Source organism: Staphylococcus sp. GDX7P312P, assembly GCF_008385775.1.
Taxonomy (GTDB): domain Bacteria; phylum Bacillota; class Bacilli; order Staphylococcales; family Staphylococcaceae; genus Staphylococcus; species Staphylococcus haemolyticus.
This window is the reverse complement of record NZ_VUKI01000020.1, coordinates 25,938-41,971: the sequence shown is the minus strand read 5'-3', so window position 1 is coordinate 41,971 and position 16,034 is coordinate 25,938. Positions and strand designations below refer to the sequence as shown.

Annotated in this window: 18 protein-coding genes; 4 read left to right on the top strand and 14 right to left on the bottom strand. The window is 31.7% G+C overall.

Going from position 1 to position 16,034, the window contains the following annotated elements; genetic code table 11:
• The first annotated feature begins 6 nt into the window (after positions 1-6).
• Complete coding sequence (locus F1592_RS05765; protein ID WP_011276473.1) at positions 7-573, top strand: LOG family protein; 567 nt, start codon at positions 7-9, stop codon at positions 571-573.
• Positions 574-663: 90 nt separating this feature from the next.
• Here F1592_RS05765 and F1592_RS05760 read toward each other — a convergent pair whose 3' ends face one another.
• From F1592_RS05760 to F1592_RS05745, 4 genes are all read right to left on the bottom strand, one after another.
• Positions 664-1,209, bottom strand: a complete 546-nt coding sequence (locus tag F1592_RS05760; RefSeq protein WP_037548391.1) for a GNAT family N-acetyltransferase — start codon at positions 1,207-1,209, stop codon at positions 664-666.
• Positions 1,210-1,310: 101 nt separating this feature from the next.
• Complete coding sequence (locus F1592_RS05755) at positions 1,311-1,607, bottom strand: hypothetical protein (RefSeq protein ID WP_037536478.1); 297 nt, start codon at positions 1,605-1,607, stop codon at positions 1,311-1,313.
• Positions 1,608-1,787: 180 nt separating this feature from the next.
• On the bottom strand, positions 1,788-2,276 hold the full coding sequence (locus F1592_RS05750; protein WP_149809655.1) for an SA0632 family lipoprotein: 489 nt from the start codon (positions 2,274-2,276) through the stop codon (positions 1,788-1,790).
• 65 nt (positions 2,277-2,341) lie between these two features.
• A complete protein-coding gene (locus F1592_RS05745; protein WP_053041162.1) occupies positions 2,342-2,791 on the bottom strand; it encodes a GNAT family N-acetyltransferase in 450 nt (149 codons plus the stop codon).
• 125 nt (positions 2,792-2,916) lie between these two features.
• Between F1592_RS05745 and F1592_RS05740 the strand changes: the two genes are divergently transcribed.
• Positions 2,917-3,606 (top strand): DUF1129 family protein, encoded by a 690-nt coding sequence (locus F1592_RS05740; protein ID WP_053017217.1) that lies wholly within the window; start codon positions 2,917-2,919, stop codon positions 3,604-3,606.
• Positions 3,607-3,758: 152 nt separating this feature from the next.
• Here F1592_RS05740 and F1592_RS05735 read toward each other — a convergent pair whose 3' ends face one another.
• The 4 genes from F1592_RS05735 to F1592_RS05720 all read right to left on the bottom strand — a co-directional run bounded on the left by F1592_RS05735 (position 3,759) and on the right by F1592_RS05720 (position 7,118).
• Positions 3,759-4,247 carry a DUF456 domain-containing protein gene (locus F1592_RS05735; RefSeq protein ID WP_037536484.1) on the bottom strand — a complete coding sequence of 163 codons (489 nt, stop codon included), beginning with the start codon at positions 4,245-4,247 and terminating at the stop codon, positions 3,759-3,761.
• Positions 4,247-5,467, bottom strand: coding sequence for an MFS transporter (locus F1592_RS05730; RefSeq protein WP_053017216.1), 1,221 nt, complete (start codon positions 5,465-5,467; stop codon positions 4,247-4,249). The genes F1592_RS05735 and F1592_RS05730 overlap by 1 nt, the downstream gene beginning before the upstream one ends.
• A 43-nt stretch (positions 5,468-5,510) precedes the next feature.
• Positions 5,511-6,365, bottom strand: a complete 855-nt coding sequence (locus F1592_RS05725) for a LysR family transcriptional regulator (protein ID WP_037536488.1) — start codon at positions 6,363-6,365, stop codon at positions 5,511-5,513.
• Positions 6,366-6,506: 141 nt separating this feature from the next.
• Positions 6,507-7,118 carry a ribonuclease FAU-1 family protein gene (locus F1592_RS05720; RefSeq protein ID WP_016930913.1) on the bottom strand — a complete coding sequence of 204 codons (612 nt, stop codon included), beginning with the start codon at positions 7,116-7,118 and terminating at the stop codon, positions 6,507-6,509.
• A 221-nt stretch (positions 7,119-7,339) separates the two neighbouring features.
• Here F1592_RS05720 and F1592_RS05715 point away from each other — a divergent pair, with 221 nt between their 5' ends.
• Positions 7,340-8,443, top strand: a complete 1,104-nt coding sequence (locus tag F1592_RS05715; RefSeq protein ID WP_053017215.1) for a 5-methyltetrahydropteroyltriglutamate--homocysteine S-methyltransferase — start codon at positions 7,340-7,342, stop codon at positions 8,441-8,443.
• A 63-nt stretch (positions 8,444-8,506) separates the two neighbouring features.
• Here F1592_RS05715 and F1592_RS05710 read toward each other — a convergent pair whose 3' ends face one another.
• From F1592_RS05710 to F1592_RS05690, 5 genes are all read right to left on the bottom strand, one after another.
• Positions 8,507-8,992, bottom strand: a complete 486-nt coding sequence (locus F1592_RS05710; protein ID WP_053017214.1) for a cupin domain-containing protein — start codon at positions 8,990-8,992, stop codon at positions 8,507-8,509.
• Positions 8,992-9,708 (bottom strand): YebC/PmpR family DNA-binding transcriptional regulator, encoded by a 717-nt coding sequence (locus F1592_RS05705; protein ID WP_053017213.1) that lies wholly within the window; start codon positions 9,706-9,708, stop codon positions 8,992-8,994. The genes F1592_RS05710 and F1592_RS05705 overlap by 1 nt, the downstream gene beginning before the upstream one ends.
• Positions 9,709-9,862: 154 nt before the next feature.
• Positions 9,863-10,222 carry a transcriptional regulator, SarA/Rot family gene (locus tag F1592_RS05700; RefSeq protein WP_053017212.1) on the bottom strand — a complete coding sequence of 120 codons (360 nt, stop codon included), beginning with the start codon at positions 10,220-10,222 and terminating at the stop codon, positions 9,863-9,865.
• A 148-nt stretch (positions 10,223-10,370) separates the two neighbouring features.
• A complete protein-coding gene (locus F1592_RS05695; protein WP_149809656.1) occupies positions 10,371-12,518 on the bottom strand; it encodes a helix-turn-helix transcriptional regulator in 2,148 nt (715 codons plus the stop codon).
• Between the two features lie 321 nt (positions 12,519-12,839).
• On the bottom strand, positions 12,840-13,499 hold the full coding sequence (locus F1592_RS05690) for a Bax inhibitor-1/YccA family protein (protein WP_053017210.1): 660 nt from the start codon (positions 13,497-13,499) through the stop codon (positions 12,840-12,842).
• Positions 13,500-13,998: 499 nt separating this feature from the next.
• Here F1592_RS05690 and F1592_RS05685 point away from each other — a divergent pair, with 499 nt between their 5' ends.
• Positions 13,999-14,817: a LysM peptidoglycan-binding domain-containing protein gene (locus F1592_RS05685; protein ID WP_053017209.1), complete on the top strand. Its 819-nt coding sequence runs from the start codon at positions 13,999-14,001 to the stop codon at positions 14,815-14,817.
• A gap of 201 nt (positions 14,818-15,018) precedes the next feature.
• On the opposite strand, the gene F1592_RS05680 is transcribed toward F1592_RS05685, so the two are convergent.
• Complete coding sequence (locus tag F1592_RS05680; RefSeq protein WP_053017208.1) at positions 15,019-16,023, bottom strand: inorganic phosphate transporter; 1,005 nt, start codon at positions 16,021-16,023, stop codon at positions 15,019-15,021.
• Between the last annotated feature and the right edge of the window lie 11 nt (positions 16,024-16,034).

Sequence of the window (16,034 nt, the reverse complement as noted above, 5' to 3'; positions counted from 1 at the left end):
AGAATAATGAAGCGAATTGCAGTATATTGCGGTGCTAGTAAAGGTAAAGACCCCATTTATGTTAAAGAAGCATACGAACTTGGTAAATATATGGCTGAGCAAGGCTATGAATTAGTTTTTGGTGCAGGTTCTGTAGGTATTATGGGTGCAATTCAAGATGGTGTATTAGATCACGGTGGACATGCTATTGGTGTAATGCCTAAGATGTTAGATGAAAAAGAAATCACTAGTCAAAAAGTGAGCGAACTTATTCTTGTAGATTCAATGCATGAACGCAAACAAAAAATGGCGGAACTTGCAGATGCTTTTGTAATGGCCCCTGGTGGCGCTGGATCTCTTGAGGAATTTTTCGAGACTTATAGTTGGGCGCAAATTGGCATTCATGAAAAACCAATTGCCGTTTATAATTTAAATGGTTTCTTCAATCCACTTCAACAACTTATAAATAGTATGATTGAAGAAGGATTTATTGATGAAAAATATAAACATTTAGCACCTTTATATAATTCTAAAGAAGATTTAATTAATGGGTTACTTAATTTTAAACCCCTAGGTATACGTACATACGATTAATTATAAAGCGACATATTTTGGACTATTATATTTATAAAAGTGATTATTTATCACATAATATAACCATCCAATCTCATGTCGCTTTTAATTTTATATTGATAATTGTTTATAATAACGTACTTGTCTTTTTAACATATGATATTTGCTTAACTCTGGTAATTCAAAATGGTCATATAATGTCATGCCAATTTTTTCCATTACTTTTCTAGAAGGCAAATTATTTTCTGCAGTAAAGCTATAAATAGCTTCAATCCCCTTTTCTTTGGCAAATGCTAACACAGCTGTTGCACCTTCAGTGGCAAGTCCGTTACCCCATACTTCTGGAATAAGACGCCATCCAATTTCATATAGTGGTAATTCCTCAAATGGGTATTGGCTATCTTGAGGTATATAATTAACCCCAATAAAACCAAGCCATTCGCCAGTTTCTTTAAGTTCAACTGCAAATAAGCCTATACCGTTTTCTTTAATAATGTCATCCATTTTTTTCATATCTAATTCAGAACGTCGATAACTTAATAAACTTGGAAAATAGCGTCGCACTTGAGGATTAGCATTCATCTTTTGAAATGGCAATAAATCTTCTTGCTTCCAGTCTCGTAATTTAAGTCTTTCTGTTTCTATATATGTAGCCATTTTCAACACCCCATTTTAAAGAAATACATGAGTAAAAAAGTGCGATATGGATATAGACCATAGCACACTTTATCCGTCTTTAAATTTGATTGAGTAACTAATTAACCTCTAGATATATAACTAACGAGTTCAATGTGTACTGGAATTTCTTTTAAACGATCACGTTGATTTTTAGGTGCAACAAAAGTCGCATCTACAAAGTCATTACGATGGTTAAGTTTAAATGTAGCTACAAATGTGTCGGTATCAGATTCAAAGTTTGGTAAGTGTGCAACCACACGTTTGATTTCACCAGTAGAATCAACAATTGTACGTCCAGTAATATTTTCAATTTCACGTCCTAATTCAGGTAATGTGATTTCGCGCCCTTCTAAAATGTGAAAATCTTGTTCATGCATATGTCATCTCTCCAATGTTATAGTTTATGATTAAACGTTGTATTATGTAGTTAAGCTTAATTTATAAAATGATTTAAATGTGAATTGTAAATGATTTAAATTTAGTTTACCCTACATCCGTACATGTCAAACTTGACGTATGAGGCCGGCTAAATTGCCTTCATTATTTAAGTAATTTTATTAACGACTACTTGATGATGTATCGTCTGAGCTACTTTGTTCACTTGTAGCATTTTCACCGCTATTCGATTGACCTTCTTGAGTATTACTAGATTGGTTAGATTGCTGTGAATCACTACCACCATTTGTCTTAGAAGTATTCGTTTCGTTACTTGACGTTCTATTTTCAGTGGTACTTTGGCTCTTAGACTGTTTGTATGTATCACTATCTGATGATTGATTTGAGTCACTACTATCACTTTCATCGCTTTCTGAATCATCTTTAGCTGATTCTGTCGCAACTGAATCATCCACTTCTTTTTGAAGCTTTTCACGTTGGTCGTTAAGTTTCTCTTTTTGCTTTTCTAAATCTTTCTTTTGATTTTTAAAATCATCATTTTCTTTTTGTAGTTCTTTAACATCTTTCTCTAATGATGCTCTTTCATCACTTTTACCGCAAGCAGACAACATAAGTGTCGCAGAAAGTAGAAGTATCAACCATTTTTTCATGCTTTTCTCCTTTATTACGAATGAGTAATATTATTTTAACATGAATTAAGAACCTATTCATTTGTTTACCTTAGGTCTTTACGCATTTTTACATGACTTATCGCATAACCATTCGCTTTATTGAACTCAATCATTGCATCATTTGTAGCATCAACCATACCTTCAATTGATTTAGCACCCATTTCAATCGCCCAATTTTCTAAAGCAATCTTTAGACGCTTAGCATGACCCAGTCCTCGAAAATGAGGGTCAGTGTATATCATCTCAGTGATCACTTTTTCTTGAACTGCCTCAAAATGACCCCAAATAAACGAAATTAAGCGCTGTGTGTCTTCGCTCAATTCAATTAAAATTATATCATTACTGTGCTTTAATCGTTGAATAATCATATCTTGACGTAATCCAATTGATAGATGTGTCGCGTTGTAATGTATTTCTCGCTTTTCAATATAATATTCTTGTATCTTTGCGATGGATTCAATCCATTCCATATCTTTAACAGTTAGTTTTCGCATAATGACTTCCTTTATGTTATACATTATATTCTATATTTATCTATGGTATGATTATCCATATTTAACATATAATAATCTATTATTTTTAAAAATAAAATAAGTTTAGACGTTAAGGAGCTTAGTCAATGAAATCCACTGCGAAATTAGCACGTGAAAATAATGTAAAATCATTGCGCCTAAATAATACAGATAGAGAAATCTTTGAAAATTATATGACATACATCCGCGCTGATTTACGCGTCAATCCGCATGACAGTGAGGTAATGCTAAGTCGTATATTAAAAAGATTATTAGAAGCTGAGAATGAAGGTACGTTAGCATTAGAGTTTTTCGAACATAATCCAAAAGCACATGCTAAAAAAGAAATTAAATCATTGCCTAATGAAACGTTTCAAAATATATTTAAGTATATTTTTAGGAATTTTATTTTTTTAATTGGTATTTTTTGTTTCTTTAAAGGCTTTATTGGCTTTTTTATTGGTGGAGATAATAATGAAGTTTACTTGTATACATTTCCGATTAGTGTCATAGCAGGTTTATTTATTATCTTTATGTTTATATTAGTCATATTTAAGACGGTTCAACTTCAAAGTTTCAATAATTCACATTGGGTGTGGTTATTTAATTACACTATTATCGCTTTACTGTTAGTCGCTCTATTTTATGTCTTTTTTATTCCGCAATCATTTTTAGCTTTTGGTCCTTACATTCTTATTAGTAATTGGTCATTTATTGTAATTTCAGCCATCATTACGCCAATCGCTTTTTATATACAACATCATTTTGTTAACAAGGATTCAAATACTATTTTATAGTACGTTGTCACAATGAACTAAGACTTGTAAAGTAGCATTTTATAAAAAATAAAAAGGTTAAGCATCTGTATCATACGTGTGCAATGATGTCCTCAAAAGACGAATTGAAAACTCAAAGCCACTTTGATATAAATGACTTAACCTTTTTTTAATTATCCTACTAAAAACACATCTATAAAGAACCAAATGACCATAATGAACATAATTAACGCTTGTGCAACCGAACTCGCTAAAAATGCTACTACAGATCCAATGCTTGCTTTAAGTGCCTTTCCAAAATCAAAATCTTGCACTAATTCTACAATGAGCACTGCTATAAAAGGTACGATGATAATACCGAACGGTGGAAGGACGAAGCATCCAACAATCACACCTATTAACGCTGCATACTCACCCAATTTAGAACCGCCAAAGCGATTTACAAAGTATTTATTCATTAAAAAGTCAGATACTAAAATAAATACAGTGAACAAAATCATAGCTACATAAAATATCCATGATAACCCATCTTGAGAGAATCCAAATTGATAAATTAAGAATCCTACCCATAACACAAGTACAGATGGAATAATAGGTTTAATTAAACCTACAAATGCTAAAACAAATGATAATAGTATTAATATCCATAAAACAACTTCCATTACTTAACTTTCACATCCGCTTCCGTATATTTTTGATCTTTCGTAAAGAATATCAATATCATTCCTATGAAAATAGATGTTGCTGAAACGAAGAAAACATTCTCCAATCCAACCCAATGGCTCATTGCACCACCTAATAAATTTCCTAACAACTGACCAATCACCATTGCATTCGCAAATAATGTTGAAGCATAACCTGGGAAATCAGGTAAAATATCTTGGAAATAGCTAATACCTAATCCGAGTAAGATAGCTAAAAATAGTGCTAAGAAGATTTGTCCGATCATCATAGCATAGATATTTTCAAAAACACCAATACTAAAATAGAAGGCACCACCACTAATAGCACCTATGATTAACAACGTTCGAGTAGCTAACTTAGCAGATAACATACCTAATATAACCATGAAGGGAACTTCTAAGCCGGCACATAAACTTGCTAGCGTTCCTACATATCCCTCTTGCTCCTTAAGATAATCTGTGACAAATAGCGGCATATTCATTGTGTACATCCATTGACCTATATGTAATAAAATAAATGCTATAAATGGAATAAATAGTGTTTTATCTTTAATCATATTAGGCGCAGTCTTCTCAATATTGGCTGTACCACCAACTTGCTCTTTTGCTGATAAATTTAAATCTTTATAGAAGAAGATTTGTAAAACAAGTGTGAATAATAAAATAAAGACGGTGCCACCAAAAAGTCCAGCATATCCCATAAATTGAATTAAATACGCTCCGATTAACGGACCAAATAAGAAACCAAAAGAAAACATAGAACGTAAAACAGTATTGGCAAATTTAGCATTATTTCTTGAAGATGAAACGTTAATGGATTCACGTGCAGATGCATATAATTGTGGCATTGCTGGAGCGAATAACCCTTGAAAAATAGCGTATACAATAATAAACAACCAAATATTATGAATATAAAAATAAATCGAGAAACTAATAGCCCCCATCATAAGTGCACTAATGATGAGTACTTTTCTATTAATGCTATGCGTATCTGAAAAGCGAGCGACAATAGAATTAACTGTAAATTGACTCACTGCTGCTAGGGCAAGTAGAATACCGAATTGGTTAGTTGTCATCCCTAGCTCTTTAGTCGCGAATAAGACGAAGTAAGGTACTGTGATGGCAATCCCCATACCTAAAAGCATCATATTCACAACGAATAATTTGTAGTTTTTTATATGCAACAATGCTGCAAACATTTTTCTACCTCTATTCTTTTTTTAATTACACGTGTTTCAATGATTAGCGAATAAAGTTAAGCATCAAAGTAACAAATGACTCAACTTGAGGGAGTTGTAACATGCTACTGTCATAACTCATAAACGTTGAGCGAATAAGTGGTTGATTGTCGATGTTTACCTTTTCAAATTCAAACATATTTTTATCTATATTTCTCATCATGATTTCCGGAAGAATCGTAACCCCTACACCACTTACTAACATTTCTTTGCATGTAGCAACTTGATCCACTGTTATCGTTGCGTGATAGTCTTGTCCAAGATTCTCATTATACCATTCTTTAATTTGATTAATATAGATAGGATCAGCTTGAAACTCTATGAAAGGTAATTTAGAAACCTCGCTCTTTCTTTCTTTTGGGTAGATAAAATAATGATCATCGTCAAAGAGGTGTGTATTAGTCAAGTTCATTACTTTATTTCCTCGAGTTATCATCACATGATAGTCTCTATGATTTGCTTTAATTTGTTCTGTAGAACCTACTTGAACTTGTATCTCAACATTTGGAAATTGTGAATTATATAAACTTAATACTTCTGGTAATAACGTTTGACCAATCAATGATGAACAGCCGATTGAAATGGTACCATTCACTTCTCCAATATGTGCTTGCATTTTATCAAAAAATACACGCTCTCGTTTTAACATGTCACGAGCATGCTCAATAATCATAGCACCCTCAGTGGTAGTGATTAATTGTTTCTTTGTACGGATAAATATGTCTACACCAAATGAATGCTCTATTGCTTTAAGTCGTTGTGTTACAGCTGGTTGAGAAATATATAATATTTCTGCTGCTTTACGTAACGTCTTGGTTTCATCTAATGTAATTAATAATCGATAGTCTTCTATTTTCATAGCTTCCCCCTACTAATGTTTATTCATGAACATGGCTATGAGCAACAAAAAATTTAAGACCGAAACGAAAACTATATAAACAATGCTTCACATTTACTTATCGTTCCGCTTCGCTCCTAATATTAAAGGCTTAGAGTTCCATCATTTCCCTTTATTTACATGTGGCTTATGATGTTGAATATGTTTTTTATACGTCTTATTATAATTTGGCTTTTTCAACTTACCAACCATCTTGTTATAGCAATACATAATTCGATTATTAACATCATCAAAATTTTCATTGATTTCAATCATCAATTGATGCGCAATCATATAAGCTTCATGATATTGCTTTTTAGTGATTTGTTCATTTTTTAATGCTAATTTCAAATCATTTTCATCAACGAGCTCATATTCTCCAGTTGATGGTAACACAAGCACATCCAAGAATAAATCGAGTGTTCTAGCATTGCCCTTTTGAGTAATATTCTTAATATTGATATCGAAGTAATACTCCAATGGATTTCCTTTATCATCAAACATTGCAGTAATACTATATCGTTTCTTTTCCGGCAAAATTTGCAACCATTGATAATTGTCATCAGCAACAATTATATTCTGGCCTACTACCGTCACCTCTAAAGGTTCACGAACCTTCTTCATCGTGACCAAGCCAATAATACCCTTAAATCTATTATTATTTACCTTAACTTCTATGTAATCACGTTCTAATAGGCGACGCCAGTGACGTTTATCTATATATTTAATTTTCATAAAGCCACCAACTCCTTGTCATTATTATATTAAACTAACTAATTGATGTCATCTTTGGTCGTTTTTAATTGAATTACGCACATAAACATATAAAAATTTTCAATTTTATTTTACTACAACTAATTAATTTTTAGGGAAAATTGACAAAAATACTCGTATTTGATAGTTTATGTTTATATTATCTGAAAATTCTAAATAAATTGATAAAAGAGGAACTGCTATTGACTTACAGACCTTTTAAAGCAGACCATGTTGGAAGTTTGTTACGACCTCAAAGATTAAAGGACGCTCGCGCTAAATATAATCAAAATGAAATCAGTGGTGCAGAGTTAAAACAAATAGAAGATGAGGAAATCGACCGTATAATAGAGAAGCAATTAGAAATAGGTTTACATAGTATTACTGATGGTGAATTTCGAAGAAGTTGGTGGCACTTTGATTTCTTAGAAAATCTAGATGGTGTCGAAGGTTACACTCCTGATCACGGGCTAGAATTTGAAGGGATAGAAACGCGTGCCCATAATGTAAGAGTAGTTGAAAAAGTTAGATATAATCCTAATCACCCCCATTTTGACCATTTCAAGTTCTTATACGACAGAGTTAATGGACGCGCTACCGCAAAAGTATCAATTCCGAGTCCAAACCAATTATTCCACCCTAACATATTGAATGAAGATATTTATCCAAATATTGAAGACTTTGCTCATGATATTTCTGAAGCTTATCGCCAATCATTGCAACATTTTTATGATTTAGGTGCAAGATACATACAAATAGACGATGTATATTGGGCTGGTCTGACTGACGGTACACATAAAGTTCGAGGACGTCAACGTACAGATGAAGAAAAAGTTCAAGCTCGTGAATTAGCATATAAGGTAATAAATGATGCTGTCGAAGGTCTTCCAAAAGATTTAATTTTAACTACACACATTTGTCGTGGTAATTATCAATCAACATGGGCAATTTCAGGTGGTTACGAAGCGATTGCTCCGTATTTATTTAAAGAGCACCTGCATGGATTTTTCTTAGAATATGATGATGAGCGTTCTGGCGACTTTGAGCCTTTACGCTATTTTGATAAGGATGCTTATGCCGTACTAGGTTTAATTACTTCTAAGACACCCGAACTTGAAGATAAAGAATTAATTAAACAACGTATTAAAGAGGCACAACAATACATCTCTCTAGATCAAATATGTTTGAGTCCTCAATGTGGATTCGCTTCAACTGAAGAAGGTAATCAGCTCACAGAAGAAGAACAATGGACTAAATTAAAATATGTCGTAGAGCTATCTAATGAGTTATTAGGCAGCGCTAATTAGTACCTTATTGAATTCTAAAAAAACACAAAGTTAGATGAATCTAACTTTGTGTTTTTAAGTCTATTAGTCTCTGTTTAATAAGGCATACTGTTTAATAATTGCCTCGTGTTGAGGATACATACTGTACAACTCATCTTGTGTGAATAATTCAAAATGATTAAAATCAAATGCTGGTTGGCACATACATCCAACCAAACTATAGCCTTCTCTGTCTGTTAAACTCGATGCAAAAATAGTACCTTTAGGCACTAAATACTGCAATACGTCGCCATTTTCAATTGAAGCACCTAATTGTACTGATTGATAGTTCCCCTGAGGTGTAATCATATGAATGGTCAAAGATTCACCTGCATGATAATACCATACTTCATCCGCATCGATACGATGAAAATGAGAAATATCACCAGTATTTAACAAGAAGTATATACTACTGAATGGTGCACGTTGTGCCTCATTTGTTGTTTCTCGAATTGTTTCTTTATAATAGCCACCTTCTGGATGAGGTGTTAGATCAAGTTGTTTAATCCAATAATCTGCATTTTTCTTCATTATTTTAAATCCACATTATGGAAAACATTTTGAACATCTTCAAGGTCTTCGAGTGCATCAATTAATTTCTCAAATGTTGCTTGGTCATCCTCTGATAATTCAATATCAGTTTGAGGTAACATTTCAAACTCAGCAACTTTAAATTCTTGTACACCTGTTTGGCGTAATGCATCTTGTACATGAGCAAATTGGTCTGGTTCGGCATAAACGATTGTAAGATCTCCATCTTCAATTACATCTCTAACATCAACATCTTGTTCCATTAATGCCTCTAAAATGTCATCAGCTGATTTACCTTCAATGCCGAAAGTAGCCGTGTGATCAAACATGTAAGCTACAGAACCTGATACACCCATATTTCCGCCATTTTTACCGAAAGCAGCTCTCACATCTGAAGCCGTACGGTTTACATTATTAGTTAATGCATCTACGATAAGCATTGAACCACTTGGTCCAAAGCCTTCGTAACGTAGGTGGTCATAATTTTCATCACCAGCACCTTTAGCTTTGTCAATTGCTCTATCAATAATATGATTAGGTACTGAATACGTCTTCGCTCTTTCAAGTACTAATCTTAATGCTTGGTTAGATTCAGGATCTGGTTCACCAGATTTGGCTGCTACATATATTTCTTTACCAAATTTCGCATATATTCTACTTGTATTTTTATCTTTTTGGGCCTTTTTCTCTTTAATATTATTCCATTTACGTCCCATAATGTCATCTCACTTTCATACTCAATAATCCTTATTATATAGCATTAATAAAGCATTGTCTAAAAAGGAAATAAACGCATTGTACGAAGTAAAAATAAGCATAAAAAAATACTGACAGAATGTCTTTGTCAGTATTCTCGTTCAACATATTAAATTAAATATCTAAGAATTCTTCAACATCATTGAATAAAGCATCGAATTTTTTAACATTCTTCTCATCCATATAGATAAAAATTTTTCTCTCATCTTCAGTTGATCGAACCTTACTTAGTCTTTCTTTTTCTATAAGTCGTCGAATTGAGACTAATAATTTAGTTCTACTTAACTCTAACTCACTAATTGCTATTTTCAGAAATTTTTGCATTAACATTTGATCTTTAGCAATATGTTCATGAGCAAGTTTGAGCAAAGCCAAATCATTTAATGTCAACTTATATTGTTTATCTATGTACTCTGACAATGCTTTATATTGTTTATAGAATTCTAGTAATCTATTTAATTTGTCATTATTCAATGATTTTTGCACCTCCAAATATAAGCAGACAACTTAATTACTATTATCCTTTATATTTTTAGGTATGTCCTATAACTTTGTTTAGAAATTTTTGTCGAATTTACTAACAATGTTAAATATAGTTGCGCAAAACACAATTGAGTAGATTTTATTTTTTTAAAATTTTAACGATATACAACGCATTGTAATTAAGTTTAATTTGAAGAGGTGCATTATTAAAGTTATGTTCTATCATTTGAAATGTTGGATGGATTAAATAATCTAGTTTTCTTAAAAATCGTTTTGACCATTTATGTTTTTTTCTAATACGCTGAGAAATAAGATGATTAATATTACCGTTATAGTCATCGATGAGTTGAATTTGAACTAAATAGGTATCTTTTAATACATCATCTGCAAAATCAATAAATATATCTGTCTGATCATAATTGACTTGCAATGATTCACTTTCTAAAACACGCCAATCGTAAATTAGAACAGTATATTGGTCTTCATCGTCAATTAAGATGTAATTTTCATTAAATAATTTGGGTTTCATACTAATTTCAATGAGTTGCTCTAAAATTGCTCCTAATATCGACTTAAACCCGCTTTCATCGAATATGTGAAGTGCATTAAACAGATTACCACTATGCTTGAAGTTAAAGCCAATTCCGTTAAAATATGACGCTGTTCTCACAAATGTCTCAATTAGTAAAGGTGCACTATTATTCAAATCATTATATTTACTATTTAAAAATTTGTGGTTTTCAAAATTTAAAAATATTATTTTCTGATCTTCTAGATCAAATTGCTTTAATATTTGTCTAATATTTTGGTATCGTAATATATTTTTCACCAGTAAATGTTCATTCTGTTCAATTAGGTAAGGCATTTTTAGTTGTGCATTATCAATATATAAAAATTCAAAATTAATGCGTTTGATTTGTGATTCTAATGTTTTAAACAATACAGGGTCGTTTAGTAGCTTACTTATTTCTAACCCAAAAGAAAATTGTTGCGTTTTATGCTGTATTTTTAAAATAATTCGATAAATGGATTTCAAATTTACTTCATCTAAATCAAATACAAGACCTAATTTATGATTACCACTCGTAGGAAGTTGATGTTCTCTGAAGTAGTTTGCTACATCCTCAAAATTAGACTCTAAAAAATCCGTTAACGTTAAATCTTCCAGTCTAAATACTACATTTAATTCATTAATAATGATGTATTCAAACAATCGTTGTCTCTCATACTTTGTCATTTGATCTTTAATATCACGCATATCTACATTTAGATAAAACTTCAATGTTGAGTGTTCGTAATACAAAGGTCGTGCAAAATCTTGAAAAAATAATAATCTTATTTCTTCTATAGTATTAATTTGAAGCACTAAATAATACGGATTCACAGTAGAACCAATTGTTGAATCTGCGTAGATTATATGATCATCGTGTTGGTTATAATATTGTTGTTTAATCTTGATTAATTGTTTAATGTAGTCAATATTTCCTTCGCTTATAATTTCATAATCCATATCAATAGATTTTTCATATCTATCACAGTATCGGTACTCGTTGGGAGTCATGCCAACATAATTTTTAAATGTTTTAGAATAACTTGAAGCATTGCTAAATCCTACTTTTTCGCTTATTAAACTTATCGTGTATTCCGTTGTTAATAGCCATTCAAATGAATTTGCAATTTTTAAAGTATCTACATATGTCTTGAAACCCATATTTAGCAATTGATTAAACTGTGCCGAAAGATTAGATTTAGAAGTAAATAATTTTGATGCTATACCCGTTAGCGTTAATTTCTTAGTAATATTTTGATTGATATATTCTAATATTTCGCTTAATTCACCGTAAAAAGAGAAGTTATATTGATGATTTGCGATTGATTTCTCAATGGCGCCTTCTTTCCCAATAATATCAACAACAGAAGTAATATATGTAGTATCTTCAGAAACTGAGTCTGCGTTTAAATGGTTTAGGGCAAGTTGCAATAATACGCGTTTAATGGAGTTAATGGACTTAACTAGATTAGTTGAGTATTTATAATTGAAGAAATCAAAATGGCGATCTCTAAACCAATCACTAGCGATATAAAGCATGATGGTTTTTTTATTTTTTAGAATTGAAAAAATATCTGTATTATTAATAACGTAAATGTCATTTTCGACGTTAACAGTTTTAGTAAAGTGCTGAAGTTTAAGTTGACCTTCTATCGGAAACAACAGAATAATACCGTCTTGGCAACGTGTCATTTTGTATTCATTCTTAGTCAATATATGAATATTGGTATTAGACATTGATTAACCTCTTTCTAATTCATGATAGTCTTTCTAAATGTTGTACTAATTTCCTTTTTGTTTCTTAGCACTATCATGGTGATTAAATATAAATTTACCACAACATGATAAACAAATCAAAAATACAATTTTTTATAAATTAATTTCTTGTTATTATTAATTTAAGTTATGAATTTGTTAAAAAAATGTCCCGTTATTGCTTCAAATTCAATCATGTATATAGTAATACGATCAATCATACAATTACTAAACAAAATAAAATCATTGAATGCAACACGTAGACATCTCAAAGGTATAGTTTCTCATTATATTCTTTCTTATTTAATTTTTTAAGCGATTTGCAAGTCTTAATACATCTTTTATAATATTCAACAAATTAATAAATAGATTAAAACCCATTTCACGTGGTGAAAAATTCCCCCGCTTCATACGATTGAAATCATACAATGTATATAATAGAAAAAGTATTAAACCTACAACCGTAATGGCAGTATGATATATAGGATTATGAATGAACATTCCAATCAATCCGGCAATAATTAATGCAATTAATGTTACAAATAAATATTTACCAATACTAGAAGCATCATTAATAATGAAAAAACCTAAAATACCGAAAACTATAAATGCGCCAATTGCTAATAAGACATTCTTATAGAAGACCTCTGGTCCTAAATTTTGCATATAAGTTGTAAAAGTAGCGTATGATAAAAGGCCTACAATAATGGCGTAAATATGCGAAATAACCAAACCATACTTACGCGCACGTTGAATAAATAATGTTGCCAAAATAAGTACTAATAATGCTATAGATAAAGGACGTCTCCATTCCATAGGTAAGTATTGTCCGAAGTAACATCCAATTCCAAATATAATCCAATAATACATAAAAAATAGCCATACCTTGGCGTAATCACGCGTTCTATCTTTATCTCGATGTTTTGTCTTCATGTGGTGTGTATTGTTATACGACTGAGACATACAATGAATCTCTCCTTATCAGATATCACTTTTTCAACATGATTGTATCGCATTCTAACTACTTTTCAAAAAATAAAAGATTAACGAATGATATGTTTTCTACAATTACATTTACATTAGTTATTAATACTAGACCGCAAAATATGCACTGCAATTAAATTTAACACAACCTTAAAGCCTATTGTTAAGCCATTTTGAGCTTAAATTTTTCCACTCACCTCATCTTTATTTCTAATAGAAATATTACAAATCGCTTAATTTTTTTACTAAAATGTGCAGTCAAAAATTTAATGAACGCTATCATATCAATAGATTAGACTCTTTTACATAATAAGAGATAAATATTAACAATATTACAAGATAATAACAACGCCCAAATTGTGTCTTTTTTTTGATAGTATGAATACGTGATATATGTAAATGAATATATAAGATAAATTAATAGTTTAGGAATTTATTAATTATAAATAAAATCAATTTTCTCAAGGAGGACATTTAGTTGAAAAAGTTAGCAGTCGCAGCTTCTGTCGCAACCGGAGCAGTTGCAGTATTATCAAACCATAATGCTGAAGCATCAACACAACATACTGTAAAATCCGGCGAGTCGCTTTGGAGCATCGCTAGTAAATATAATACATCTGTAGATAGTATTAAGAAGAGCAACAATCTTTCAAACAATATGATTTTCCCTGGTCAAGTTATTACTATTGGGGGCAACAGTAATAACTCTAACAATGCCAGTTCAAATGCAACAACTTCTTCATCAACATATACTGTAAAAGCTGGCGATTCTTTATATGCAATTGCTAGTAAAAATGGTGTAACTGTCAATGCATTAATGAAAGCCAATAATTTATCAGGTTACTTAATTACACCAAATCAAAAATTAAAAATACCTAATGGTTCAACTACAACACCTAGTAAAACAAATCCTAGTACAAACAATAATGTAGGCGGAAGTGGCGGTTATTCTAGTCCAACATTTAGTCACCAAAACCTATATACTGCTGGTCAATGTACATGGTACGTATTCGACCGACGTGCTCAAGCTGGTAAACCAATTAGTACTTATTGGTCAGATGCAAAATATTGGGCAGGTAACGCAGCAGCAGATGGTTATACAGTAGATCATAACGCAACTGTAGGTTCAATCATGCAAACAACTACTGGCTATTATGGACATGTAGCTTATGTTGAACGTGTTAATGCTGATGGTAGTATCTTAATTTCAGAAATGAATTATGCTAACGGACCATATAACACTAATACTAGAACAATTCCTGCATCTGTAGTTTCAAGCTACAACTTCATTCACTAAGAAATTAAATATAGAGTATAAGAGCAGCTAATTAAGTTAAATTGGATTGCTCTTTTTTTCTGCATTAAAATAATACATTTTAATAAATCATCCCACTGTTTCAACTTGAATTCAAAAGATGATTTAAATTCTATTATGTCTTACTTCATATCTAACAAAGAAGGGCTAGCGACAATGTATCGCTAGCCCTTCTTTAATATATTATAAGAAAATGTTCATAACATAGAATATCAATGCTGCTAAAATCGCAGAGATTGGTAATGTAATAACCCATGTAATTATCATACGTTGTGCAGTGTTCCATTTAACACCTTTAGCTCTGTTAGAAGCACCTACACCAAGAATTGATGATGATACAACGTGTGTAGTAGATAATGGGAAGTGTAATGATGAAGCTACAAATATTGTTAATGCTGATGATAAGTCAGCAGCAGCACCATTTGCTGGGCGAATTTTCATAATGTTTCCGCCTACTGTTTTAATAATTTTCCATCCACCAATTGCAGTACCTAGACCCATTGCAGTTGCACAGGCAACTTTCACCCATAATGCCGGCTCAACGTTTGTAGGATCTTGAATATTAGCAACGATTAAAGCTAATGTAATGATACCCATTGATTTTTGTGCATCGTTCGTACCATGTGAGAATGATTGTAATGCTGCTGTAAATACTTGGAAGAATCGGAAATTACGATTCGCTCGAGTAAGGTTAGCATTTTTAAAGACAATTTTAACAATTGTGTACATAATGAATCCGACACAAAATGCAATAATTGGTGAAATGATTAAAACAATAATAATCTTAGTAAAACCTTGATAGTGAAGTACACCAAATCCTTGTGCTGCAATCGCTGCACCAGCGATTGAACCTATTAATGCGTGAGATGATGAACTTGGAATACCATAAAACCATGTTAATAAATTCCAAATGATTGCTGCTAAAATAGCGGCTAATACAACTACTAACCCATTATGTAACTTAAATGGATCAACAATGTCTTTAGTGATTGTACCGGCAACACCAGTAAATGTTAAAGCACCGATAAAGTTCATAATTGCCGCTAAAAATATTGCAGTTCTAGGCGTCAAGGCACGTGTCGATACTGCTGTAGCAATCGCGTTGGCTGTATCATGGAATCCATTGATAAAGTCAAAGATTAAAGAAAATATAACGATAGCTATAGTGATAATTAATACATATTCCATAAATTAAAACT